Source organism: Halobacillus dabanensis (assembly GCF_900114165.1).
GTDB classification, from domain to species: Bacteria; Bacillota; Bacilli; order Bacillales; family Halobacillaceae; genus Halobacillus; species Halobacillus dabanensis.
In genome coordinates this window covers 154,662-179,831 of record NZ_FOSB01000004.1, presented here as the reverse complement: position 1 = coordinate 179,831, position 25,170 = coordinate 154,662, and the positions used below count along the sequence as shown (strand labels likewise).

General features: G+C 42.2%; 18 protein-coding genes and 1 pseudogene. All 19 read left to right on the top strand.

The genetic code is table 11. The annotated features are described in order from the left end of the window. The first annotated feature begins 160 nt into the window (after window positions 1-160). The 19 genes and pseudogenes from BMZ58_RS08625 to pseI all read left to right on the top strand — a co-directional run bounded on the left by BMZ58_RS08625 (window position 161) and on the right by pseI (window position 25,166). Window positions 161-1,387 (top strand): hypothetical protein, encoded by a 1,227-nt coding sequence (locus BMZ58_RS08625; protein ID WP_075036150.1) that lies wholly within the window; start codon window positions 161-163, stop codon window positions 1,385-1,387. 135 nt (window positions 1,388-1,522) lie between these two features. Beyond that, window positions 1,523-3,091: a BCCT family transporter gene (locus tag BMZ58_RS08620; RefSeq protein ID WP_075036149.1), complete on the top strand. Its 1,569-nt coding sequence runs from the start codon at window positions 1,523-1,525 to the stop codon at window positions 3,089-3,091. A gap of 331 nt (window positions 3,092-3,422) precedes the next feature. Then, a complete protein-coding gene (locus tag BMZ58_RS08615) occupies window positions 3,423-5,384 on the top strand; it encodes a penicillin-binding transpeptidase domain-containing protein (RefSeq protein WP_075036294.1) in 1,962 nt (653 codons plus the stop codon). Window positions 5,385-5,804: 420 nt separating this feature from the next. Then, window positions 5,805-7,052 (top strand): annotated as a pseudogene (pgsB, locus tag BMZ58_RS08610) (poly-gamma-glutamate synthase PgsB). A 21-nt stretch (window positions 7,053-7,073) separates the two neighbouring features. Continuing rightward, window positions 7,074-7,523, top strand: coding sequence for a poly-gamma-glutamate biosynthesis protein PgsC (gene pgsC / locus BMZ58_RS08605; RefSeq protein ID WP_075036148.1), 450 nt, complete (start codon window positions 7,074-7,076; stop codon window positions 7,521-7,523). A gap of 13 nt (window positions 7,524-7,536) precedes the next feature. Then, window positions 7,537-8,790, top strand: coding sequence for a CapA family protein (locus tag BMZ58_RS08600; protein ID WP_075036147.1), 1,254 nt, complete (start codon window positions 7,537-7,539; stop codon window positions 8,788-8,790). A gap of 13 nt (window positions 8,791-8,803) precedes the next feature. Next, window positions 8,804-10,651: a gamma-glutamyltransferase family protein gene (locus tag BMZ58_RS08595; RefSeq protein ID WP_075036146.1), complete on the top strand. Its 1,848-nt coding sequence runs from the start codon at window positions 8,804-8,806 to the stop codon at window positions 10,649-10,651. A gap of 254 nt (window positions 10,652-10,905) precedes the next feature. Continuing rightward, a complete protein-coding gene (locus BMZ58_RS08590; RefSeq protein ID WP_075036145.1) occupies window positions 10,906-11,889 on the top strand; it encodes a ring-cleaving dioxygenase in 984 nt (327 codons plus the stop codon). 135 nt (window positions 11,890-12,024) lie between these two features. Further along, window positions 12,025-13,431, top strand: a complete 1,407-nt coding sequence (locus tag BMZ58_RS08585) for a CDP-glycerol glycerophosphotransferase family protein (protein WP_075036144.1) — start codon at window positions 12,025-12,027, stop codon at window positions 13,429-13,431. A gap of 11 nt (window positions 13,432-13,442) precedes the next feature. Beyond that, window positions 13,443-14,861: a glycosyltransferase family protein gene (locus tag BMZ58_RS08580; protein ID WP_075036143.1), complete on the top strand. Its 1,419-nt coding sequence runs from the start codon at window positions 13,443-13,445 to the stop codon at window positions 14,859-14,861. A gap of 201 nt (window positions 14,862-15,062) precedes the next feature. After that, window positions 15,063-16,310 (top strand): surface carbohydrate biosynthesis protein, encoded by a 1,248-nt coding sequence (locus tag BMZ58_RS08575; RefSeq protein WP_075036142.1) that lies wholly within the window; start codon window positions 15,063-15,065, stop codon window positions 16,308-16,310. After that, window positions 16,307-17,674 carry a hypothetical protein gene (locus BMZ58_RS08570; protein ID WP_075036141.1) on the top strand — a complete coding sequence of 456 codons (1,368 nt, stop codon included), beginning with the start codon at window positions 16,307-16,309 and terminating at the stop codon, window positions 17,672-17,674. Before BMZ58_RS08575 ends, BMZ58_RS08570 begins: the two co-directional genes overlap by 4 nt. A gap of 201 nt (window positions 17,675-17,875) precedes the next feature. Further along, complete coding sequence (locus BMZ58_RS08565; RefSeq protein WP_075036140.1) at window positions 17,876-18,880, top strand: UDP-N-acetylglucosamine 4,6-dehydratase family protein; 1,005 nt, start codon at window positions 17,876-17,878, stop codon at window positions 18,878-18,880. A gap of 22 nt (window positions 18,881-18,902) precedes the next feature. Beyond that, the gene (locus BMZ58_RS08560; protein WP_075036139.1) at window positions 18,903-20,309 is read left to right on the top strand and encodes a CDP-glycerol glycerophosphotransferase family protein; all 1,407 of its coding nucleotides are present in this window, start codon (window positions 18,903-18,905) and stop codon (window positions 20,307-20,309) included. A gap of 69 nt (window positions 20,310-20,378) precedes the next feature. Continuing rightward, a complete protein-coding gene (locus BMZ58_RS08555; protein WP_075036138.1) occupies window positions 20,379-21,323 on the top strand; it encodes a dTDP-glucose 4,6-dehydratase in 945 nt (314 codons plus the stop codon). A gap of 14 nt (window positions 21,324-21,337) precedes the next feature. Then, entirely contained in the window at window positions 21,338-22,546 is a 1,209-nt protein-coding gene (gene pseC / locus BMZ58_RS08550; RefSeq protein ID WP_075036137.1) for a UDP-4-amino-4,6-dideoxy-N-acetyl-beta-L-altrosamine transaminase, read from the top strand. Beyond that, the gene (pseG, locus tag BMZ58_RS08545) at window positions 22,543-23,592 is read left to right on the top strand and encodes a UDP-2,4-diacetamido-2,4,6-trideoxy-beta-L-altropyranose hydrolase (protein ID WP_075036136.1); all 1,050 of its coding nucleotides are present in this window, start codon (window positions 22,543-22,545) and stop codon (window positions 23,590-23,592) included. The genes pseC and pseG overlap by 4 nt, the downstream gene beginning before the upstream one ends. Then, a complete protein-coding gene (gene pseH / locus BMZ58_RS08540; protein ID WP_083412632.1) occupies window positions 23,585-24,136 on the top strand; it encodes a UDP-4-amino-4,6-dideoxy-N-acetyl-beta-L-altrosamine N-acetyltransferase in 552 nt (183 codons plus the stop codon). Before pseG ends, pseH begins: the two co-directional genes overlap by 8 nt. Further along, window positions 24,114-25,166 carry a pseudaminic acid synthase gene (gene pseI, locus BMZ58_RS08535; RefSeq protein ID WP_208601414.1) on the top strand — a complete coding sequence of 351 codons (1,053 nt, stop codon included), beginning with the start codon at window positions 24,114-24,116 and terminating at the stop codon, window positions 25,164-25,166. The genes pseH and pseI overlap by 23 nt, the downstream gene beginning before the upstream one ends. Window positions 25,167-25,170 lie beyond the last annotated feature (4 nt).

The window sequence follows — 25,170 nt, the reverse complement described above, 5'->3', positions numbered from 1 at the left end:
GTTTAAAGCTCAGAGGTTACTCTGGGCTTTTTTTGGTCTTTACAGCTGATCTTTTCCATTAAAGAATTTTTCTGTAAAACCCTCTTAAATATCCGTTTAAAGAATATATTTTTGGTTATATATTTTTTAGCAGTAATTTCAAAGGAGTGGAGGTGAGGTCATGAACAAGTCAACGATAAAGATAGGGTTAATTACAGCACCAGGTTACCCGAATGAACTAGGAGAAAAATTAAATAAACAACTGCCAGAATTGCTGAGCTATTATGTGGAAGATCGTTTCGACTGGGATGTGGAGTACATTGTCGATCCACTGACAGGGGTGACGGAAGAATCTAACGAGGTATTGAGTGCAACTATGGATAAAAAGTCTGAGAAAAAGTGGGATTTTGCAGTCTGTCTTACGGACCTTCCATTATTCAAAGGAAAAAGGCCGATTATCGCAGAGGCATACGAAGAGGGGAACGTCGCATTAATAAGTCTTCCTGGCTTAGGTTCTACTCCTATGTTGAAGCGCGTCAGAGAGTCGATTCTCCAGTTGGTCAATGAGATGTATTTCGGAAGTTCCGAGAAAGACAGGGAACATGCAAAGAATAGAATCCAGTCAAAAGATGATGGGAAATATGATGAACTGAAAAATAAAGGTTATAAAAGGTTGATTGGCAAGAGAGTTTTTGAAGTATTTTCTCCTATTCAGCGGGAAACCCCGGATGGGGATGAAACAAATATTGATGTCCGGTTTACGGTGAGATCACAAGTCAGCGGTGCATTAAGGCTGTTGACGGGAATGGTACGTGCCAATAGGCCGTGGGCGATGTTCCCGGCATTTATGAAGGTCATTATCTTTGCTTTTACAACAGGGACCTATGCGCTCGTCTTCCCGACATTATGGATGCTGAGTGATAGTTATGGCATCTGGCGTATGTTCATGCTTTCCATTGTCTCCATATTTGCAATGGTCTGGTGGATCATCCTCGCTCACAATTTATGGGAAAAGCCAAATGAAAAACGTGCTGATTATCTGCGGAAATTATATAACATTGCAACGGTTCTTACCTTGTTTCTTACTGTCACTTTATATTATTTCTTATTATTCCTTTTATTTTCAGTCGCTGTCATCGCAATCATTCCAATGGGGATGCTGGAATCACAGTTATCGGGAGATGTAGGATACGTGAATTATTTTTATATTGCATGGACAGCGACTAGTGTCTCAACAATCATCGGTGCGTTAGGATCAGCACTCGAGAAAGAAGAGGTTGTGTTGTCTTCCACTTATGGACATCGGCAGCAGCAACGCTACAAACAAATCAAAGAAGCTGAAAAAGAGAAAGAAAAAAAGCAAGAAGAGGAAGAAGAGGGAACCACGATGTTAAAGAAAGCAAAATAGTTCCGTAGCATTTGTCTGAGTGATTGGGAAATTCCTGATATAGTAATTTATTAAAAATTTCATCCTTTTTATGTTATGGGGCAGGGGGGAGCGGGTATTGTTTGAGAAGAAAGTCACATAGCTTAGGAGGATTGGATGTTTAATAAGAATTTGATTGATTATAAGATATTTATTCCAGCAATTATTATCATGATCGCGATCAGCATTCCATTTGCCTTATATGAAACCGAATCATTGGAGTTGCTGAACTCCATATTCGCTGCCATTGTTGAGAGTTTTAGTTGGGGATACTTATGGTATGGCATCATACTGGTTGTGGCTGGTTTGTATTTATCTTTTTCTAAATATGGTCAGGTCGTCCTTGGAGACCCTAAACAGAAACCACGCTTCAATTTGTTTGAGTATGCGTCTATCCTGATCGCAATGGGTGTCGGATCGACGATTATGCGGACAGGGATGTTGCAATGGACATCTGTAGCCAATGATCCACCAGCAGGGGTGGAAGCAGGTTCTCCGGAGGCTTTATTGTGGGGAAATGCCTACAGTATGTTTTTGTGGGGCTTTCAAGTCTTTGCGATTTTCGTCATGATTGCTCCTGCGATGGGGTATATTCTCCATGTTCGTAAACGTCCTTTAATGAGGATTTCAGAAGCATGCCGTGTCCTGTTCGGAGACCGGTTCACAGATGGTATCGGGGGAAAAGTCCTTGATGTTCTTTTCCTGATTAGTATTCTTGCAGGTGCTTCTGTTACATTGGGACTTGGTGCGCCGATTATTACCCAAAATTTATCCCATTTAATGGGGATACAAGTGAACTTTACCTTGACTATCACCGTGACGATTATTTGGGTACTTTTATTTTCCATAAGTGCTTATCTCGGTATTGAAAAAGGGATAAAGAGATTAAGTACATGGAACATGTATATTGCAGGTCTTTTTGCTGTATTTATATTAATCGGAGGTCCAGGGGTATTCATCCTCAATTATTTTTCAGATAGTGTGTCATTCCTATTGTCCAACTATTTGAATATGTCTCTGAATACAGATTCCGTGCATCAGGGGGAAGCATCCCACATACAAAGTAATACGGTATTCTGGTTTGCCTATAGTGCCACATGGGCGATGCTTCACAGTGTGTTTGCTGCGAAAATATCCAGAGGACGCACGATTAAGGAAATGATTCTCACCTACCTGCTGGCGCCTACTCTCATTTCCTGGATAGCTACAGGAGTACTCGGCGGACTTGGTGTCCATCGTTACCTTACTGGTGATATGTCCATTCTTAACCTTGTCCAGGAAAATGACCGTATGGCGGCTATTCCGGATATTCTTTCGACCCTTCCGTTCGGTGAGGTAGCTATTATTATATTTATGGTTGTTGCGCTCATTTTCTTGACTACGACACTTGATTCAACCACATACACGGTAGCAGCTTATACAAGCACGAGGGATATGAGTAAATTCGAACCTCCGAAAATATTAAGGATTATTATTGCAGCTATTATTACAGCATTTGCTTTAGTGCTTATGAGAATCGGGGGATTGCCTCCACTAGAAGTCATTTCTGGAATGATGGGGCTTCCGGTGATTATCATCCAGTTTATTCTCATTTATGCTGCGAAGAAGATGATGGATGAAGATCGTGCCTGGAACAATAATATAAGGGAAGACAAGAAGAAGAAAGCAGAAAGAGATTCTGCCTGAACAAAAAACGTGTGAAATCAAAATCTTGATTTCACACGTTTTTTATTTCGTATTTTGCAGGAGCGACATTGAGTCCCAGCTTACCGTAACGATTTTGAATTTGTATCTTTTAAACTTCTTTTGTTAAACGAGATTCGTGGTGATTTATAATTACAATAAAAAGTTACACTCCTGATTTACTATGTATATAAAAAATCCATGGATCAACAATAATCTTGTGCCCAATATCTCCGAGCCGAGTCTTCCGCTGTTCAACGTGTGATAGATATATTATTATGAAAGAAGGAAGAAATTGTCTACTTGTGTAAGTAAAGGAGAGAGTATATTGAAAATGCTGAGATGGATACTATTTTCATTTATTTTGGTTATGCTCGCCGCATGCTCTGATCAACCTAAGCCTGAAGAGACATTCAAAGCTTATATGGATGATTGGGAACAGCAAAATTTTTCAGATATGTATGCTCATTTGAGTGAATCTTCTAAAAATGTGATATCTGAGGAAGAATTCGTAGAACGTTATACAAACATATATGAGGACATGGGGACAGAGGAACTCGAATTTACATATAATTTGCCTGAAGAGGAGCAAGAGTATGAAGCGGAAGATACTCCTTCTTTCGAGTATGATGCATCATTGGAATCTTTAGCAGGTACGATTGAATTTTCCCATGCTGCCCGCCTTGTGTTTGAAGAAGGGGAAGAAGAGAATCGGTGGGCCATCGATTGGAATTCATCCATGATTTTCCCGGAAATGGAAGAAGGGGATACAGTTGAAGTAACAGCCCTTTTCCCAGAACGGGGAGAAATTTTCGGTGCGGATGGGCAGGGACTAGCAATAAACGGGACCGTCAATGAAGTTGGCATCGTGCCAGGGGAGATGGAGGATGAAGAAAAACTGAAAGAGGGGTTTTCAGAGATATTGAATATGTCGATAGAGGAAATCGATCAGAAGTTGAACCAGTCGTGGGTCGGCCCAGAAACGTTCGTGCCCTTGGCTAAAGTCCCAGATGATGAGGAGGAAAGACTAAAGGCCATCAATAATTTACCTGGAGGGAAGTTAATTGATCCAGGGGTGGAATCGCGTGTTTACCCACTTGGGGAAGCTGCAGCTCATTTGACTGGCTATATGGGGAATATAACGGCAGAGGAATTAGAAGAACACGAAGGATATTCAGCAACTGACAAAATTGGGAAATCCGGATTAGAAAAAGTGATGGAGAAGGAATTACGTGGGGAAACCGGGTGGAACATTTCTGTTTACAATGAAGAAGGGGAAAGGAAAGAAGTGCTGGCAGAAAAAGCGGAAGAAGATGGGCAAGATGTCAACTTGACTATTGCGGTGGATGTTCAGAAGGCTATTTATGAACAAATGAAAGATGACTCAGGGGCCGCCGCTGCCATCCATCCGACAACGGGTGAAGTCCTGGCTCTTGTTAGTACACCTGCTTATGATCCGAATGCTAAAACTTTAGGATTAGGTGAGGAAACGACGTTGAACAAATTCAACCGTACTTTTTCCCCTGGGTCGACCTTTAAGCCGATTACTGCAGCTATCGGCTTAGAGAGTGGAGTTATAGATCCGGCGGAAGACATGACAATCAGCGGAGAAACGGAAAATGTGGGTGGCCATGAAGTGACGCGGGTCGAAGGGGCGTCCAGTGAGACACAAGTGAATCTCCGTGATGCTCTGGTACGCTCGGACAACATTTACTTTGCAAGGGAAATTCTTGAAATTGGTGGTGATGAATTCCTTCAAGCAACCAAAGATTTTGGGTTTGGAGAAGAACTGCCTGTCGAATTCCCTATCGAAAGCTCTCAAATCCTCAACGACTCCTCATTTGATAGTGATGCTTTACTTGCTGACACAGGATATGGGCAAGGTCAAGTTCAGATGAGTCCACTACATTTAGCTATGACATACACTCCGTTTGTTACTGGTGGTTCCCTTATCAAGCCTTCCATGGTTGCTGAGAAAGAAGAAGGACAGGTGTGGCATGAGAATGTGATGAGTGAAGAAACGGCTTCGATCATCCAGGAAAGTTTGAAAGCTGTTGTCGATAATCCTGCAGGGACAGCGCATCATCCTGACATAGAAGGATTGGATTTGGCAGGTAAAACGGGCACAGCGGAACTGAAACAATCCCAGGGTGAAGAAGGACAGGAGAATGGATGGTTTGTCGCATGGGATACAGAGACTCAGGATTTATTAGTATCCATGATGATTGAAGATGCTAAAGAGGGAAGTCATACCGTTGTACCAAAAGTTAAAAATGTTTTCCAAACCATAAAATAAATGGAAGTACGGTCTTTCTGCTGAATTTCTAACAATAGTACTCAGAGGAGGATCGATAGAAAAACAGCAGAAAGTTAAATGAAAGAGGTTTTGTTCCGAAAAAGGGACAAGACCTCTTTTTGTATGGAGGGAAATTAACAGGAGAATCCTTTTGTAGAGAGGGTTGGCTATATCTCTTTGAATATTTATCGGGAGATTGAAAGTCATAAAATGTATTTTAATGTCGAATAATTATACCGCGTATATTTTTGAAATATTTTTGAAAAATCTATTTAATTTTTTATGAATAGGGTATGTAAGTAATAGCGGTACTTTTGTTGGACGGTGGCGATTTATGTTATAATCTGATAGTTTTAGAGAGTAATAGTGTTTTTTCACAAGAGAGGGATGTGAAATTTTGTGGATGAGTTAGCCTACCTGATGATCTTTTTTGTTTTTGTACTTGTAGTAGGTCTTTGGGAAAAATATAAGCTTGATCGTCGCTTGAAAAAAATTCCGACAAGGATTCTAGTGAATGGAATCCGTGGGAAATCGACGGTCACTCGTCTTGTTATGGGGATATTGAAACAAGACGGGCGGAAAGTTATCGGGAAAACGACAGGGACTTCAGCCCGGATGTTTTATTGGGATAAAGAAGAAGAGGACCCAATCATCCGTGGTCTGCAAGGCCCTAATATTAATGAACAAATGAAAATCACGGACAAAGTGGTGAAAAGGCGGGCGGATGCGTTTGTGAGTGAATGTATGGCCGTGAACCCTGAATATTAGAAAGTGTTTCAGGAGCGGCTTGTGAAGGCGAATATAACCATCATTGCCAACGTAATTGAAGACCATATGGACGTCATGGGACCGACATTGGATGATATTGCAGAAGCGTTCAGCTCGACGATTCCTGAGAATGGTTATGTCATTATACCGGAAACACCTTATCAGAAATACTTCGAGAAAGTCGCCCGCCAGAAGAATTCAAAAGTCGTGGTTGCGGATGAAAGTTGGATAGATGAAACGTATCTACAGAAGTTCCCATTCATGATTTTTCCTCAAAATGCTGCTCTGGCTATGGCTGTGGCTGACATTTTGAATATCGATCATGAAGTGGCATTGGAAGGTATGTTGCAAGCCCCTGTAGATCCTGGAGCTATGCGTGTGCACCGCTTTGGTAAAGAGGAAGCACCTAAGTACTTCTTTAATGGTTTTGCTGCCAACGATACGACTTCGACATTGAATATTTGGGAGAGGATCCAGCAATTGGACTACCCTGATCATGAACGAACAGTAGTGATGAGCTGTCGTAGTGACAGGGTAGAGCGGACCATCGATTTCGCAGAAAATGTCCTGCCCCATATTGAAATGGAGCGGTTGATTGTCATGGGAGAGAGTGTGTGGCCGGTTACGAAGGCCTATGAAGAGGGGAAGATCAGGCCTTTGAATCTCATAAACTTGGAAAAAGCATCGACAGAGGTTATTGTTGATCATTTGAAAGAGCTTCCCGATCATAGTGTTATTTATGGAATTGGAAATATTGTCGGAGCGGGCGAAAAAGTGGCCGCTGCTGTAGAAGAGCTTGAGTTCCAACCGTCTTATCGAGGAGAAATCGGCTGGGATGAAGTGGAAGAGGTGGAAGAGAGCCGTTCTTTTTCACGTAAGGTTCTACAGACGAACAAATAATGGTAGGGAGTTGGAGTCCACGTGTTCGGTACTGATTTATATATAGCGATTGTCCTTGGTGTTTTATTAAGTTTGTTGTATGCGGAGAAAACTGGAATTGTACCCGCGGGGCTGGTTGTCCCGGGCTACATAGCTTTGATATTCGATCAAGTGATGTACGTATTGGCTGTCGGTTTGATCAGCCTTGTTACATACTTACTCGTTTCTCAAGTTCTCGCAAGGTTCACAGTTCTTTACGGCCGTCGTAAATTTGCTGCGATGTTGACCGTCGGGGTTTTGATGAAGATGTCGATGGATTATCTATATCCGCTCACCCCTTTTCCTGTTATGGAGTTACGGGGGATCGGTGTCATTGTTCCCGGATTGATTGCAAATTCTATACAAAAGCAAGGGGTTCTGCCTACGTTCAGTGCCACTTTCCTTATTGCATTTGTGACTTTTGTATTGATTTCAGCGTATCATTTGATTTAGAGGAGATTTTTCAATGGAAAAAGATCTTAAATATAAGATGAAAGTATGGACGAAAAAGCACAAAAAGAAAGCCCCTTTCCATTCAGTGGTGCTAGCGGCCCTTTTAGCTGTGCCTTTTTTCGGCCATCAGTGGATTGATAAGCCTTCGCTTCCAGAAGATACACGTCCGGATGATGTGGATTTCAGGATTTCGATGGTGGGTGATATGATGCTCGGTCGTCACGTGCGGGATGCTGCTGTAAGAAGTGGAGAACCGATCGGACGAGTGTTCGATTATGTAACACCATTTTTTGAGGAATCCGATTATGTGACAGGGAACTTTGAGAACCCTGTCATTGATGCGAAAGATCCAGAAGTGAAAAGTGTAATGGAAGACTTCGAGCTGAGAAACAAAGATATCCATTTATACGCGGAAAAAGGGGCAGAGCAAGCCATTGAAGACGCAGGGTTCAGTTCAGTGAATCTAGCAAATAATCATATGCTCGATTATGGAAACCTTTCTTTAGAAGAGACGCTGAAGCATATGGAAAATGTGGACGTTGATTTACTAGGAATAGGCCGCGCTTTGGATCCAGCAGAAGGAATGTTTGACGAAGAGGAAACTATGACAGATGCTGGGGAAATCCATTATTTTGATGCGGATGGAAGAAATATAGCCATTCTAGGGTTCACGGATGTTTTTGTTCAAGGGTATAGCGCGAGTGAATACGTGGGTGGTGTGCTGACGAACGCAGGTCTTGGTGTTCTGCAAAGTCGTATTCGTGAGGCAAAAGAACAGGCGGATATTGTTATGGTTCATGCCCACTGGGGAGACGAATACCAGGTTGGCTCGAATGATACACAGGAGACGCTTGCGTATTTGATGACTGATATGGGAGCGGATGTTATTATCGGTCACCACTCTCACGTACTTGAGCCTGTCACCCGGGTGCATATCGAAGCTGATCCTGAAGATCCTGATAGTGAAGATAAAACATCGATTGTTATGAATAGTCTTGGAAACTTTGTTTTTGACCAGGGCTGGTCAAGAACGAAGGATTCAACCATGGCTCAGCTTGACTTTTTAAATGATGACGGTGTGGAATTGTCGTTTGTACCTATGCAAATATCGGATACGAGACCACGGGAAACGGATGGTATTTTAAAACCTTTCCGTGACTATCGTATTTTCCGTACATTACGTAAAGAGCTTGATTCAGAATTTTGGCGGATGGAAGATGGCCGTTTCGTCATTGATTTGAAAAAAGCGGGCGTTATAGGGGGATAGGAGGTCTATCGGTTTGAATGATTTGAAAGTGACCTATATACTTGCGGGTATCATTTTCATCGGTTTAGTTGGGTGGAACGTTTATTTTGAGGAAGAGTTCGACCAGTTCCGGGAGCCTTATACTGTTGAGGATCGTGAGGAAACGGTGGAAGTGGATACTTCAAGTGAGGAAGAAGCTTTTGTATACGGTGTAAGTGCTGTCCACCCGCTTGCGGTTGAAGCAGGGATGAAGGTCCTTAATCAAGGAGGGAATGCGGCAGAAGCAGCTATTGCTGTTTCTTTCGTATTGAATGTTGTTGAACCATATGGGTCAGGCATTGGTGGTGGCGGTCAAATGATCGTGCACGAACCGGATGAAGGAGCTATCACTTATGATTATCGGGAAGCGGCACCTATTAGTGGGGCACGCCCACAAAGAGGGATTGCGGTTCCTGGTTTTGTCAAAGGGATGGAAGCGGTCTATGAAGACTATGGAGATGAAATGGAGTGGAGTGCGTTACTTGAAGACGCCGTAACTCATAGTGAAGAAGGAATTCAAGTAGGTCGGATTTTTCATGAACAATTGCAAAACTCACAGCGGTTTATACAGTCTGGTAACGAAAACCCAGAGATTTATAGTATGTTTTATCCGGAAGACAGACCTCTACAAATCAATGATATGCTCGTCCAAGAGGAACTTGCGGCAACATTGAAAGATTTGCAGGAAAACGGACCGGAGGCTTTTTATGAAGGGAAAATTGCCGATTCTCTTACTTCACAACTGGGATTCGAACCTGGGGATTTGGCAGCATATGAAGTTGGAAAACGTACAGCGCCAAAGGGAGAATTCAAAGGGCAGACCCTCTATGCAGGATCTTCGCCCACCTCAGGCATCATCGTCATTCAAGCACTGAAAATGCTGGAACAGTTGGAATCCAACCTTGAGGAAGTGTTGAAAGAAGAGTACGCTTTACCAGGTGGTGATTGGCCAGCATTTTTAAATGGGAATGTACCGGAAAGCCTGGAGGAAATCGTTAATGATCCTCAATATGAAGATGTCTATATTCATTTAGTTAACAAAATAGTCAATCGTGTATACACGGATCGAGTATATACACTGGGCGATCCTGCATTTGAAGAAGTAGACCAGGAGAAACTGACTTCCACAGAATATGCAGAAGAATTATTTCAAGAGGAATTTTCCTTAGGAGAGGACAACCTGACGAGTTCAGCAGATCTTTATACCGCTCCTGGTGAGAAAGAAGATAACCGGAATACAACGCACTTTGTTATCGTTGACAAAGATGGAATGATGGTATCGACAACAAATTCTCTTGGGAAATTCTTCGGTTCTGGTTTGTATGTTGATGGTTTCTTTTTGAATCACCAAATGAACAACTTTGATACGGCCGAGGATGCTATGAATTCCTATGAACCTGGGAAGCGTCCGCGTTCTTTTGTATCGCCGATGATTTTTGAATCAGACGGAAGAGCGGTTCTTGGTATAGGCTCGCCAGGCGGAAAGAGAATTCCTGCAATGTTGATCCAAACGTTGATTCAATATGAGTATGGAATTAATGAGGATACGGGCGAACAATTGACTTTACAGGAAGCTATTAGCCGTAGTCGCTTCTATACAGAAGACAATGTAGTCCATGTTGAAAATTTGATTGAGCAGGCACCGATTGCCAGGTTGCGCGATATGAAAGGATACTCAGTGATCGAACATGATTCTCCAGTATTTTATGGTGGAATCCAGGGGCTTGGTATACGTACGAATGGTGATGTCCTCCAGATGTATGGAGGAGGAGACCCTCGACGTTTAGGGACTTGGCAAATCGGGAATCAAGATGGTATGGATGATGTGAGTACAGCAGAATAGATGCAAAAAGGAGCGCTCCATTGTGGAGGGCTCCTTTTTCGTATCAATGAATGGAAATAAATGTATGACCTGGTCACCCAAGTTTTGGGTGACCAGGTCATACATTTATTTCCAAATGGCATTTTGGTGAATGAGCTTTCTTTGGTTAAGAATAAGAATGGAATCGCAATAAATTGACAAGGGGAGTGATATATATTATATTTATCTTGAAACTGAGATAATTTACGGAGAATATAGAAATCGGAGGGGATTACATGAATGAATTGAAAGGAATCCACCACGTTACAGCTATAACAAGCAGTGCAGAGAAGAACTATGAATTTTTCACTTATGTACTCGGTATGCGCCTCGTTAAAAAGACAGTCAATCAAGATGATATCGAAACATACCATCTATTTTTCGCAGATGATAAAGGGAACCCTGGGACAGATATGACATTCTTTGATTTTCCTGGCATTCCAAAAGGCTCGCACGGGACGAATGAAATAGCGAAAACATCTTTCCGGGTACCGAGTGACGCTGCGCTTGATTATTGGGAAAAACGCTTCGATCGTTTAGAAGTGAAGCACAAAGACATTCAGGAACGATTCGGAAAGAAAGTTTTACCTTTCGTTGATTTTGATGACCAGGCATATGAGCTTATATCAGATGAAAATGATGAGGGGGTAGCTTCTGGCACACCTTGGAAAAATGGGCCAATCCCTTTGGAATATGCCATTACAGGACTTGGCCCTTTGTATGTGAGAGTCGATAATGCAAAATACTTTAAAGAGATGCTCGAAAAAGTGATGAAATTCCACCAAGTCGGTGAAGAAGGATCTTTTACTCGTTTTGAAGTGGGCGAAGGAGGAAATGGAGCGGCAGTCATTGTAGAATATAATGCGATTTTGCCTCCTGCTCGACAAGGATTTGGAACTGTCCACCATGCTGCATTTCGTGTGGAAGATCGGGACGCATTAGAAGAGTGGATTGATCGTTTGCCGAAATTCGGATTCCGTACATCTGGGTTTGTGGACCGATTTTATTTTGGATCACTATATGCTCAAGTCGCACCACAAATACTATTTGAGTTCGCAACAGATGGACCAGGATTCATGGGCGATGAACCTTATGAAACGCTCGGGGAAAAACTGGCTTTACCGCCGAAATTGGAACCGAAGCGTGAAGAAATCGAAAACTACGTTCGTCCGATTGATACAGTGAGAAGTACGAAGACCATAGAAAAAGAATATGAGTAAATGGAAGCCAAGGTGCATGGATGCACCTTGGCCTTTTACTTTTATTAATTTTTCTCCACCATCTAACATAAGATGGTTCAGGGTAGAACTATGCCGACGAGATCTCCTATCTTACAGACATAAGGAGGGATTAGAATGAACACCTTCGAACGCAATTACTGGGCCTCCTGCCTGGACTTTATCAATGCTTTCAAGCATTTCTCTTACCTGGGTGTACCACTTCCTTTAGTTTGTCCATACTATTTGCTGGTGAATGAGAACGAAGCAGTTTTAAAAAAACTGGAAGGTAAGTCCACGGTGATGAATACTCAAATAACCAGCGAAAGTCAAATTCAGGCGTTGTTTGATAAGCACTTTGCTCCATTTAAAAAGAAGGTTAATAATACCAAAGGGAAAGTTGTTTTCTATGAAAATGTTCTCCGGTTCCCTGAACAGCTCATGAGAGCAAATTTTACGCCATCCAAATGCATTATGCTGAAGAGAAAGTCAAAGGTTTATGGATCGAGCTCCAAAAATGAAATTGCCGTTGATAGTCTGGAAGGTTATCAAAAAATCCAAAAGAATACTATTAATGCCTATCAGCGGAAGGCTATGGTGCACTTTGAAAAAGCCAAAAAACATCCCATCTATAGTAATAAAGGGTTCCGCGAGAAGTTTATTAAGCAAATCCCCAGCATGATGATACAGATTCTTTCTGCGAAGAATTTTTTTGAAAAAAATCAAGTTTCCTGTCTAGTGACAGGAACCACGAACAGTAGTGATACAAGGATCCTCACTTTAGTTGCTGCATCTAAAGGGATCCCGAGTATATGCCTTCAGCACGGAGTGGTTATGCTCGAATTTGGTTATCTCCCGAGGGTCGCTACGTACCAGGCGGTTTACGGACCTTCAGACATTGAGTGGTATAAAACGAAAGGGCTGTCAGATGATTCATTAAAATCGATTGGTCATCCAAGATTTGATGAATTGGTAACAAGGAACACATTGAGTAAGAAAGCTTTTGCCGGCCACTTCAATTTGGATGTAGGGAAGAAGACGATATTAATGGTCATCCATCATATCGAAACAGAATTTCCGGAAGCCATAATTGAGAATCTCGATAAGAAAGACAGTGTCAATATCATCATTAAGCAACGGAACGGGAAACAAAGGAAATCAGAGAAGACACTGGCTTTACAAAAAAAGTTCCCACATCTAAAATTCGCGGATGATATGCACCTTTACGATTTGTTGAATAATGTGGATGCTGTGGTAAGTTATGAATCTACTATTGTTCTTGAAGCAATGCTTGCCAAGAAACCTGTCTATATATGGAGGCTGAAAAGTCTGCATTCAAGTTCAACGAATTATTATGAGGATCTTCATATGTATATTCACGACAACCCTCAAACGCTGGTCGATCAGATGATTGCTGTTATGAATGCTCAGAGAAATAAAAATTGGGAAAAGCGTTGCCAAAAATTTCTTTCCACACATTACCCGCATAAGTCAGGAACCAGCAGTGCGAAATTAAAAGCATTGGTTGATTCTATTACAAAATAAGGGGTGAAAATATGGAAACGTTTGAAAGGAATTTTTGGTCTCTATACCTGGATTTCATTGAAGTCTTCCAAGAAGTAAAGTATAAAGGGATTTCCATTCCATATTTGTGTCACTTTCGCAGTCTTTTTTCTAATAATGATGAATTGAAGAAAAGCCTCTCCACTGAAGAAATGATTCACCGACTATTCCACGTAGTTAAAGATAAACGTTCCTTCCAACAGCAGTTTACAGACTTTAAAGCTTTGCATACCAATAAAAATGTAAAAAGGAAAGCGAATGGAAAAGTAGCCTTATATAATGCCGCTAATCTTCTTCGTTTCCCAACCGAAATTACAAAAAAGCATTTTAAACCGGAGAATGCTTTTGTTATTCGCGATATTCGGGGGAAGAAAACAACGGCGAATCCCGTGACGGCAGAAGGGCTCACCGCTCACTACTTGATAGATTATGATGAATCGATTGATCATCATGTAACGGCGATTCAAAAACAAGCAGCGGCAATTATCGCCAAACATAAGGATCATCCATTGTTTAACCACCCCACATTTAAGATGGCATTTAACAATCAAATTGATCGTATTGCTCACCGTATTGTTGAATCGTATAACATGATCAAAAAATTGCCGATTTCGTGTATTGTTTTTTCTTCGACTCATTATTACCAAAGCAGGACACTTTGTGTAGTAGCGGCGAAATATAATATACCAACCATCTGTATGCAGCATGGGATTGTGGGCAGTGAGAATGGATATATGCCTAAAATTGCAGATGTTGATGCGGTTTATGGGCAATTTGAGGTGGACTGGTTTCAAAAAATAGGTATATCCAGTGAGGCAGTGAAAGTTGTCGGTCATCCCCGTTTTGACTTGATAAGTAAAAATTCAACCATCCCAAAACAAGAACTGTCTGAAAAGCTAGGTCTTGCCCCCAAGAAGAAAACAATTTTATTGATTGTACGAGGAAATGCTTATATGAAGTATTGGCGTAAGTTGATGGATGAATTTGAGAAATTCGGATCTTATAATGTAATCATTAAGGACTTCCCTGTTCGGACACCCCACCCATTGACTGAAAATTATGCGTTTGCTTTCTCCTCCCAGAGTTATCACTTGTACACTATTTTACCTCATGTGGATGTAGTGGTAGCCTACCTATCCACGGTTGGTTTAGAAGCGATGCTTGCTGGAAAGCCGGTCTTTCTAATGTCCACCCCTGCTCCAACGTATTCCGGTTATTATGACCGGCTGGGACAAATGGTTCAAGATGATCCACAAGGCTTGGCTAATCTTGTGCATCGGTATTTTAATAGTGAAAAGTTCCGTGCGAAAGTTTCCTCTAAGCGGAAGAAGTTCCTTGCTTATGCTTATCCAAATGGAAGAACTTCCGGACAGAAACTGTTGGATCTCATTGGAGAGATGACGAAATCGTAAGGAAAACGTGATGGTTCTGGTTCATCACGTTTTTCCTTTTCCTTGAATTCTTCCGTTTCCTTCTTTGTGTCCAAAGATTATTGCGTGTTTTTATTCATCACCTACAAAACGCTGTGTATGTTGCTTAGCTCCTTATTTTCCATGAAGAATTAGGCAAGATTGTATTTTTTACTCATAAAGTGAAGCAAAGGGGTGGGGATGATGCTTTATTTGCCGATTGAAATTAAATCGAGGGAACTGCATGGGAAGCTTCTTCTTGCTTATCATACTTTATTTCAAGGGGACAGTGTAATCATCGGGGAGCACAGTAAAGTGGAAGAGGCGGCTCAAGTCTATCCAACCGGTGTTTTTTTATGCAAAGGGTATCCGGGTGGCTATATGAAGCGAGTAGTCGTCCCTGCTAAACAGGCTGGCCATATGGTTACTAATCTGGATGAGGAAGGGTTGATTTATACTGACTCGGCCTTGTACTTGAAAACTAGGATGAACAGGAAGTGGATGCCATATCATGATCATGTGTATTGCTGGGGACAGAAACAGAAACAAATGATTGAAGAGGCTTATCCTGAAATGAAGGGTAAATGCACACCGACAGGGAATCCGCGGTTCGATCTGTTGACCCCTAAGTATAGGGAGGTGTACCGGCAGGAAGCGACCAGGTTGAAGAAGACGATCGGCCCTTACATATTGGTCAACACACGTTTCACTTTGTATAATGCCATCAAAGGTAAAAAAGAGAAAGATTTAACTCCCCATGCAAGATATATACGGAATCTTTATCATCAATTCATATATATGGTTAAACAAATAAGTAAGGAATTTCCTGAAGGGGTGATCATCGTCCGTCCCCACCCTGCAGAGAGGAAAGGGAGTTATATCGAAGATTTGAGGGATTGCAGGAATGTGCTGGTGAAGAATGAAGGACCAGTTATTCATTGGCTCATGGGGGCAGAAGCACTTGTCCATAATGGCTGTACAACGGGAATTGAAGCATACCTGCTTGAAAAACCTGTTTTTTCCTATGAACCTATTACCTCCCCTATTTATGATGTCCCCCTTACCCAGGATGTAAGTATAAGAATAAAAGAGCCTGAAGAATTATTAAGTCAGCTGAGAGAAGTTTGGAAAAAGGACGAAGGAGCACAGAAGCCGGCATCGTCTTTATTCAGAGACCATTATGCCAATTTAAAAGCAGGAGAGTATGCTTACCTGCTTATTCTGAATCATATAAGAAAAGAAGGTAGCCAAGCCCATCCCTCTGTTCAACCGATTGCTCATCGCTATCCAAAAGACAGTAGACAAAAAATTCGCTTTATGTTCCCTTCTTTAACAGAAAGTGAAATTCAATCTTTTTTCAATAAACTAAATGGAATTGAGCAGGAGGGGCTGCTTATCAAAACCATTCCACTGGCAGATCGCTTGTTCCTGTTGACTGCGGAGGGGCAATGAATACATTTGAAAAAAACTATTGGGGCCTCTACATGGACTTCTTAGCCGCATTTAAGGATTGGGACTATCAGGGCATCTCTTTGTCTTTGTGTACCCATTTTTACAGTCTGGTTCAGAGCATACCGAATTTGGAAAAGTCGATCATAAAACCATCCTATTCAAAGTTGTGGGCAGATAAGTCCGTTTTACAGGGACGGTTTGAAACCTATCTCCCTGCATATCAAAGACAAATCTGTCGAGGGAAAGTCATTTATTATGACAAATTGCTGCGTATCCCTTATCCATTTTATAAGGAACTCTCCCCTCTAACGGAAACGGTCTTACTTAAACCGGAGGTTACAAATATGATAGCCCATCCAGTTCCTGGGGCGACTTTGAGGGGGTTGAAACAATACGGGAAGGATGTTGATGGGCAGGTCAGGAAACAGGAGAAAAGGTTTACCAAGATCGCAGGTGCCTATAAAAGTCACCCTTTGTTCGGAAAACGGCAATTCTTAACAGCGATGAAGAAGCAAATAGCTAAAATCATTCATTTTGTAGAGGCATCGGAAAGTTTCCTTATGAAAGAAGAGGCTTCCCTTATTGTCCTTGGAGAAACGAACAGTATCGATACCCGAGCACTCACGTTATCAGCGAGAAAAAGGGGAATCCCTACCATCTGTCTCCAGCATGGTGCCATGGTATCTTCATTTGGTTATCTTCCAAAAGTGGCTGATTATCAAGGCGTTTACGGAAGGTATGAACAAACGCTTTTTGAAAAGCGGGGAATAGATCGGGAACTTGTGCCGATGATCGGGCATCCACGCTTTGATGAAATGGTAACGAGAAAACCCCTCCCCCCTTCACAGCTCGATAGAAAAACGAAAGCTGAAAAAAAGGTTCTGCTCATAGACCACCATACAGATAAAGCTATGATTCATAGGGTCATAAAGCTTTTGTTAAAAGATGCACCGGATTTGGACTTGGTTATTAAAGTTCAAAAAGGGGGCGGGACTTTTGATATGTACGCGAAACATAAACGGGTCCATCTAGTAAGACGGGTACATCTCTATGACTTGCTAGCTTATGTGGATGCTGTAATCAGTTACGAGTCTACCGTTGTGCTGGAATCCCTTTTATTAGGCAAAAAAACGTTTGTATGGAACCTAAATCAGTCCGGGTTAACGGACTACTTTAATCAGTTACCTGTTTCCACTTATCAGAAAGAGGATCTTCTTGTTCATGACTTGCTGACCTTTATGAACGAAAGGAACCCAAGTGATGGGGATAAGCTCTCGAAACAGGTTCGTCCCAATTTTTACATTCCTTCCAATCAAAAATCTACTCTTCTCTTGAAAGCGTTGATCGATTCCATACGTGACTAATGTGCGTATGGTAGGTCGACGCTTTTTTGGTGGCTGGAAAAAGATATCGGCGGTCCTCCCTTAAAGCTTGCTAGGTACTAATCTATTATTTTCACCGAATTCTAGTTCTTGAATATATATACTAATCAGCAGCGTGAATTAGAGTGGTTCATAGTTGCTGGGTGGAGGAACTAGATTAGGAAAAGAAGGGAAAGGGATCGAGTGTTTTTCAAAGGAAAGAAGGTATTAGTCATAGGAGGTACGGGAACGATTGGGCGAAGTATTGTAAAGACGCTCCTTCAGGATTCTCCAGAAGTCATCCGGGTTTTCAGCAGAGATGAACATAAACAGCACGAGTTACAGAATCACCTAGGTTCAAGGATTGACGTCCGCTATTTAATCGGGGATGTCAGAGATTATGACCGGGTGTATACGGCGATGCAAGGCATTGATTATGTCTTTCATCTAGCTGCAATGAAGCATGTCCCTTCATGTGAATACAACCCATATGAAGCCGTACTCACGAATGTTCATGGAACGAATAATGTGGTGCGGGCAGCTCTGTCCCAAAATGTGAAGAAAGTAGTTTTCACAAGTACAGATAAGGCGATCTCCCCGACCAATGCTTACGGGGCGACCAAACTCACTGCCGAGCGTCTGATCACGGCAGCTGAATATAGTAAAGGAGAGGGACAGACGGTGTTTGCAAGTGTACGTTTCGGGAATGTCATGGGATCACGTGGGTCTGTCATCCCACTTTTTAAGAGACAGATCCTTGATAATGGGAAAATCACGGTGACCGATCGCACTATGACGAGGTTCATGATGACATTGGAACAGGCGACATCTTTAACAATCAAAGCGTTGGAGGAAGCACAGGGCGGAGAGATTTTTGTCTTGAAAATGCCTATTGTTTCTCTAAACGATCTAGCAACCCTTGTCATTAAAGAAACGTGCAGACAAATCCATAAGGACCCTGAAGAAATAACTATCGAGGAAATCGGCTTGCGCCCCGGTGAAAAAATGTATGAGGAATTGATGACACATGAAGAGTCCCTGTCGGCTTGGGAGCTGCCCGATATGTATGTCATTCCTTATTCTTTTAAAAAGGATGTTCCCTATGAGAACGCCAGAAAAGCTACGCCTGGAATGTACAGTTCTTCGGGAATCGCTCCGATAACCTTAGATCAATTGTATCAGCTGTTGAAAAATCAGCACTTAATATAAGAAAAAAGAAAGGAGGAAGATGATGGATACGTTCTCCAAAAATTATTGGGGATTATACCTTGATTTCTTAGATGAGTTCAAAGGGTTGATCTATCAAGGTTACTCTATTGCTTATTTGTGCCACTACCGAAGTTTAATTAGTGGCAACAAGAAGCTGATGGGGAAGTTTGAATCCGCTGCCTTTACAAAAAAACTAAAAAATAGAGTGGAAAAACCTACAGCCGTCCAAGCGAAGTTCAATAACTACAAAGCAACTATCAAGAAAAAGCAGCAGAAGAGAAAGGGGGGGAAAGTCGTTCTCCATGATGTCTATGATTTGCTTCGTTTTCCAGAGGAAACGCTCCAAAATCATTTTAATAAATCGAGGACTCTCATCCTTGAAGAAAAAGGAAGGAAAAAAAGAAAAGAATCTTTCCCACGGGCAAAAGGCTTTAAATATCAATATTTCACTCAGTACAGTGTCGACGTAGCAGAGGCGATAAAAAAAGTTAAACGTAAAGCAAGAGAAATGATCGCCTCCCATCCTGGGCACCCCATGTATACCAACCCAATATTCCAAAAGAGATTTATGCTTCAAATTGTAAAAATTATGAATCGGATTAACGAATCGATCCGTTTGTTCAAACGTGTGAATGTTTCGGTTATTGTTGTTCCTTCTACGCATTATCCTGAATCGAGAACATTAGTAATGGTAGCGGCCAAATATGGTATCCCGACTGTTTGTATGCAGCATGGAATCATTTCCGGAGAATTCGGTTATTTGCCAAAAATAGCAGATATAGACGCTGTTTATGGGCAATTCGAAAGGGATTGGTTTAAAGCGAAGGGAGCCACAACAGGAACTGAAATTATCGGACATCCAAGATTTGATTTAATTAATAAACAACCAACGGTCAGTAGGGCGAATTTGACAAAGAAACTTGGATTGAATTCTTCCAAAAAGAATGTCTTATTAATCGTCCGCGGACAGAAAAAATACAAAGAGTGGGACCAATTTTTGAAGAAACTCACCGTTAAACAAAAAGTCAACATAGTCCTAAAAGACTTCCCAAATCATAGTAATCATCCTCTTATTAAAAACCATTCCTATGTTCACAACTCCGCCGGATATAAATTGTATGACTTGATTCATATGTCTGATGTCGTGGTGACCTACTTTTCTACAGTTGCGCTAGAAGCCATGCTTGCGGGAAAAACAGTGTTTATTTTGGACAGTCCCTTTGGGGGATATTCCGGCTATTTTTCAAGAATGAATAAACTTCAACAAGAAGACCCCGGAAAATTGGCAACTATATTCTCCGATTATATTCGGGCGAATAAGAACAAGACCTTCGCGGATCGAACAGTGAAAGAGTTTGTTTTTTACAACTATCAGCCGAAACAGTCATCAAGCAAACGATTAATGAATTTATTGAAGAGATGGCTATGATGAAGGAAATCAAGAATATTGTCACCCGTTGAAAAATAAGAATGGTGAATATAAGGGAGGGGTGTGTCCGTGAATATTCTCGTAACAGGAGGCGCCGGCTTCATCGGCCGCTGGGTAGTGAAGAAATTATTGGATGATTCGCACCAAGTTTGGGTGGTGGATGATTTATCGAATGGAAGAGTGGAGAATATTGAGGAATTACTTTCACACAAAAATTTCAGGGCATTTATCCACGGAGATATCAAAGAGGAGAAAACGATTGAAAGTATTTTTTATCCTGGAATTGATATTTGTTACCATCTCGCTGCAAGCATCAATGTACAGGATAGTATCGATGATCCAGAAACCACATTCAATAATGATACCATCGGCACCTTCCACCTGCTTGAGCAATGTCGGAAGCACAAAGTGAAAATGGTCTTTATGAGTACGTGCATGGTCTATGATCGAGCCGGTGATGAGGAAGGTATTTCTGAAAAACATCCAATCAAGCCAGCTTCTCCATATGCGGGAGCAAAAATAGCTGCTGAAAATATGGTCTTGTCCTACTATCATGCCTATGACCTTCCAATGACAGTTATACGTCCCTTTAATACGTACGGACCGTTTCAAAAGACGGGAGGAGAAGGCGGAGTAGTCGCCATTTTCATTAAGAATAAATTGAATGGTTTGCCGTTACAAATCTACGGTGATGGCATGCAGACGCGGGACCTTTTATATGTAGAAGATTGCGCACGTTTTGTTGTGCAGGCCGGTTACCGGGATGAAGTTAACGGAGAAATTGTGAATGCTGGTCTAGGGAGGGATATAGCGATTAATGAGTTGGCTGAATTGATTGTTGATGACTCAAGCCGGATTAAGCATATCGAACATATACATCCGCAAAGCGAGATACCAAAATTATTATGCGATTATAGCAAAGCTAAGCGATTATTGGGCTGGGAACCTGATGTGACATTAGAAGAAGGGATTAAAAGGACAGAGGAATGGATTGAGAATACGAAATTAATTTAAAGGAGTACATCAGAGTGGGAGATAAGTTAGCGATATTTGGGGGGGAACCCGTTCGAAATACGTTGTTGCCTTATGGCAGACAGTCCATTGATGATCAAGATATTGAAGCGGTTGTGGCCACATTGCAGAGTGATTATATTACCACCGGGCCTGAAATCGATGCTTTTGAAAAGGGTTTGGCTGATCATGTAGGGGCTGCGTATGCGGTCGCTTTTTCCAATGGCACAGCAGCTTTACATGCGGCATGCTTTGCTGCAGGAATTACAAAAGGTGATGAGGTTATTACGACCCCATTAACTTTTGTTGCAAGTGCGAACTGTGTCCTTTATACAGGGGGGAAACCGGTGTTTGCGGATGTCAACCCGAAGACGTACAACATTGATCCTTCTTCGATAGAATCATTAATCACACCACGAACAAAAGCAGTTATTCCGGTGGATTTCACAGGGCAGCCGGCCGATTATGAGCAGATAAAAGCGATAGCCGATAAGCATGGGATTGTCATCATCGAAGATGCCGCCCATGCATTAGGAGCTGATTATAAAGGGGAAAAAGTAGGGTCCTACAGTGATATGACCATGTTCAGCTTTCACCCTGTGAAGCACATTACCACAGGGGAAGGAGGGGTGATTACCACAAACGATCGAGACTATTACGAGAAATTATTGATGTTCCGTACACATGGAATTACCCGGGACCCAGCTCAACATTTAGAAAATCGACACTCATGGGAATATGAAATGCAATTTCTTGGATTCAATTACCGAATGACAGATCTGCAGGCTGCCCTTGGGAGCAGTCAACTAAAAAAATTAAATACTTTTGTGGCGAAACGAAGAGCGTATGTGGAAGCTTATAACAAGGCGTTTAACAAGATGGGGAATGTCATCATTCCTGCCCAGCTCCCTGATACGACTTCTTCTTATCATCTTTATATTATCCGCTTGTCAGGTCCACTCAAAGGATTAAGAAAAGAGATTTTTGAAGCACTGCGCGCAGAGAATATCGGGGTCAATGTCCACTATATGCCTGTCCATACCCAACCCTATTACAGAGATCGTGGCTATACAAGAGGGATGTGCCCTGTCGCGGAAGAGGTATATGAACAAATCATCAGTCTGCCACTATTTTCAGGAATGACGGAAGAGGATGTAGCAGATGTGGTGAAAGCCGTTAAAAAAGTAATAGCTCATTATGAAGCGGTTACGGGTGGAAATGGATGAAAATCGGATTTAGAGTGGATGCTTCTATCAATGATGGAACAGGCCACGTGATGCGCTGCCTCACGCTTGCTGATGAGCTTCGTGAACTTGGGGCGGAAGTTTTTTTTATGTGTAGAAGGCGTCCGGGTGATTTGGTTGAGTTCATCCAGAATCAGGGTTATCCCGTTTACGAAATGACAGGGGCAGACCAAGTATCCTGGGAAGAAGATGCTGTGCGCGTGATACAGATATTGGATCATGCAGGGGTGGTGGATTGGCTTGTGGTCGACAATTATGAACTGGATGCACGCTGGGAGAAGGCCATAAGGCCCCACGTCAAAAAACTGATGGTGATTGATGATCTTGCGGATCGCCCGCACGATTGTGATTTGCTGCTCGATCAAAATTTATATAAGAAAATGGAGGTAAGGTATACAGGGCTTGTTCCTGAACGGGCCACGCTTCTTCTAGGGCCAGCTTACACACTTTTGCGGAGGGAGTTTTTGCAAGCTTCTCCTCTAGAAAGGGAGAGGGATGGAACAGTAAGAAGAATCTTAGTGTCTTTTGGGGGTAGTGATCCAACGAATGAAACATTGAAAACTCTTCAGGCGATTGAGAGGCTTGAAATCACTCCAGAGGTGGATGTGGTTATTGGCGAATCTCACCCTTACAAACAAGCCATCATTCGTTTTTGTGATCGAAATGACAAGATGGAGCTTCATATCCAGACAAAAGAAATGGCCCGGCATATGGAATGTGCAGATTTAGCTATAGGGGCTGGGGGGAGTTCTGTGTGGGAACGGTGCTACATGGAGCTTCCATCTTTGATCATTGAAACAGCCCCCAATCAAACAGAAGTCATTTCTTCTTTACTAGAAAAGGGGGCCATATTCTATTTGGGTAAAAGTGCTGAAGTAAATGTAGAGCACCTTTCACAATGTCTTGCAAAATTAATGGGAAATCCCTCACAGATGAAGAATGCCTGGGCTTCTGTGAAAGAAGTGATGAAAAATCATAAGCGTTACGGAGTTTCTAAATTGATGATGGGTGGTGCTGCAAATGGATGAGTTTCGTTTGCGTGACATCGAGCGTGCGGATCTGCCTGTGATATGGAATTGGCGAAACTCAGAGTATATACGTAAGCATATGTATAATGATCAATGGATTCCGTGGGAAGATCATATCGCATGGTTTGAAAAGGAACAGCAAAACCCATCTTCTTACGCAAAGTTATTCATCCACAAAGATCGTCCGCTCGGGGTTGTGAGATTCACGAATGTTGACCTTGAACACGGGACTTGCGAATGGGGCTTCTACATCGGAGAGCAAAATGCTCCAAAAGGGGCAGGTACCATTATGGGATTATTAGCTCTGAATTTTATTTTCGATAAGTTAGGCATGAGAAAAGTTTGTGCAGAAGTACTGGACTTCAATGTAATGAGTCACCGTTATCATAAGAAACTCGGTTTTGTGCAGGAAGGGCGGTTTACGGCACAAATGAAACGTGGGGATAGGCTCGTAGATATTATCCCTATGGCGCTGTTTGATGAAGTATGGGAAGAGAGACGTAAGATTATAAGGAGGAAGGTTGATGGAGATCAAAATCGGTGAGCAGAGGGTCGGCCCTGACCATCCTCCATTCATCATTGCTGAAATGTCAGGCAATCACAATCAGTCCATTGATCGTGCCCTGGAAATCGTGGAGCAGGCAGCGAAAGCCGGCGCTCATGCCCTGAAAATCCAGACCTATACGGCAGATACCATGACTCTTGATCATAAAAGTGACGAATTTCATATCGGAGATGCTGAGAGTCTTTGGAAAGGAAAGAGTCTCTACGAACTTTATCAGGAAGCCTATACCCCATGGAATTGGCATAAGAAGATTTTTGAAAGATGCCGTGAACTGGGCATGATCGGCTTCAGCACACCGTTTGATGAATCATCAGTCGACTTTCTAGAAAGCCTCCGTGTTCCCCTGTATAAAATCGCTTCTTTTGAAAATACAGATCTGCCTTTAATAAAGAAAGTTGCGAAGACAGGGAAGCCTGTAATCATCTCGACAGGAATGGCGACTGCGGGTGAAATTACGGAGATGGTCGAAGCTTTCGAATCAGCGGGAGGGAAGGACCTTATTTTGTTGAAATGCACAAGCAGTTATCCGGCCACGCCGAAAAATTCTAATATAGTTACCATCCCTCATATGAAAGATCTGTTTCAATGCCAAATTGGTTTGTCTGATCATACCCTCGGCACAGGTGTGGCAGTTGCGAGCGTGGCCCTCGGCGCAACTGTCGTCGAGAAACATTTTACACTAGCACGGAAAGATGGAGGGGTTGATGCACAATTTTCACTGGAGCCGGAGGAAATGAAGGAGCTGGTCGAGGAAACCGAACGTGCTTGGCAATCGCTTGGAAAGGTGAATTACGGACCAACAGCCAGTGAAAAGAAATCAGGGAAGTACCGCCGGTCCTTGTACATTACGGAAGATTTAAAGTCAGGAGATACATTGACGGAAAGCAATTTTCGGGCGATCCGGCCAGGATATGGATTACCCCCGAAATATTATGAATTGCTTTTAGGGAAAAAAGTGAATGCTGATGTCAAAAGGGGGACTCCTATGTCATGGGATCTGATTGGTTAACGAA

Bases quoted from the DNA above. Each gene is read 5' to 3' on its own strand.
- BMZ58_RS08585 (WP_075036144.1), top strand. From the start codon at position 12,025: ATGAACACCTTCGAACGCAATTACTGGGCCTCCTGCCTGGACTTTATC.
- BMZ58_RS08620 (WP_075036149.1), top strand. From the start codon at position 1,523: ATGTTTAATAAGAATTTGATTGATTATAAGATATTTATTCCAGCAATT.
- pseG (WP_075036136.1), top strand. From the start codon at position 22,543: ATGAAAATCGGATTTAGAGTGGATGCTTCTATCAATGATGGAACAGGC.
- BMZ58_RS08575 (WP_075036142.1), top strand. From the start codon at position 15,063: ATGCTTTATTTGCCGATTGAAATTAAATCGAGGGAACTGCATGGGAAG.
- BMZ58_RS08570 (WP_075036141.1), top strand. From the start codon at position 16,307: ATGAATACATTTGAAAAAAACTATTGGGGCCTCTACATGGACTTCTTA.
- BMZ58_RS08580 (WP_075036143.1), top strand. From the start codon at position 13,443: ATGGAAACGTTTGAAAGGAATTTTTGGTCTCTATACCTGGATTTCATT.
- BMZ58_RS08600 (WP_075036147.1), top strand. From the start codon at position 7,537: ATGGAAAAAGATCTTAAATATAAGATGAAAGTATGGACGAAAAAGCAC.
- BMZ58_RS08625 (WP_075036150.1), top strand. From the start codon at position 161: ATGAACAAGTCAACGATAAAGATAGGGTTAATTACAGCACCAGGTTAC.
- BMZ58_RS08590 (WP_075036145.1), top strand. From the start codon at position 10,906: ATGAATGAATTGAAAGGAATCCACCACGTTACAGCTATAACAAGCAGT.
- pseH (WP_083412632.1), top strand. From the start codon at position 23,585: ATGGATGAGTTTCGTTTGCGTGACATCGAGCGTGCGGATCTGCCTGTG.
- BMZ58_RS08615 (WP_075036294.1), top strand. From the start codon at position 3,423: ATGCTGAGATGGATACTATTTTCATTTATTTTGGTTATGCTCGCCGCA.
- BMZ58_RS08560 (WP_075036139.1), top strand. From the start codon at position 18,903: ATGGATACGTTCTCCAAAAATTATTGGGGATTATACCTTGATTTCTTA.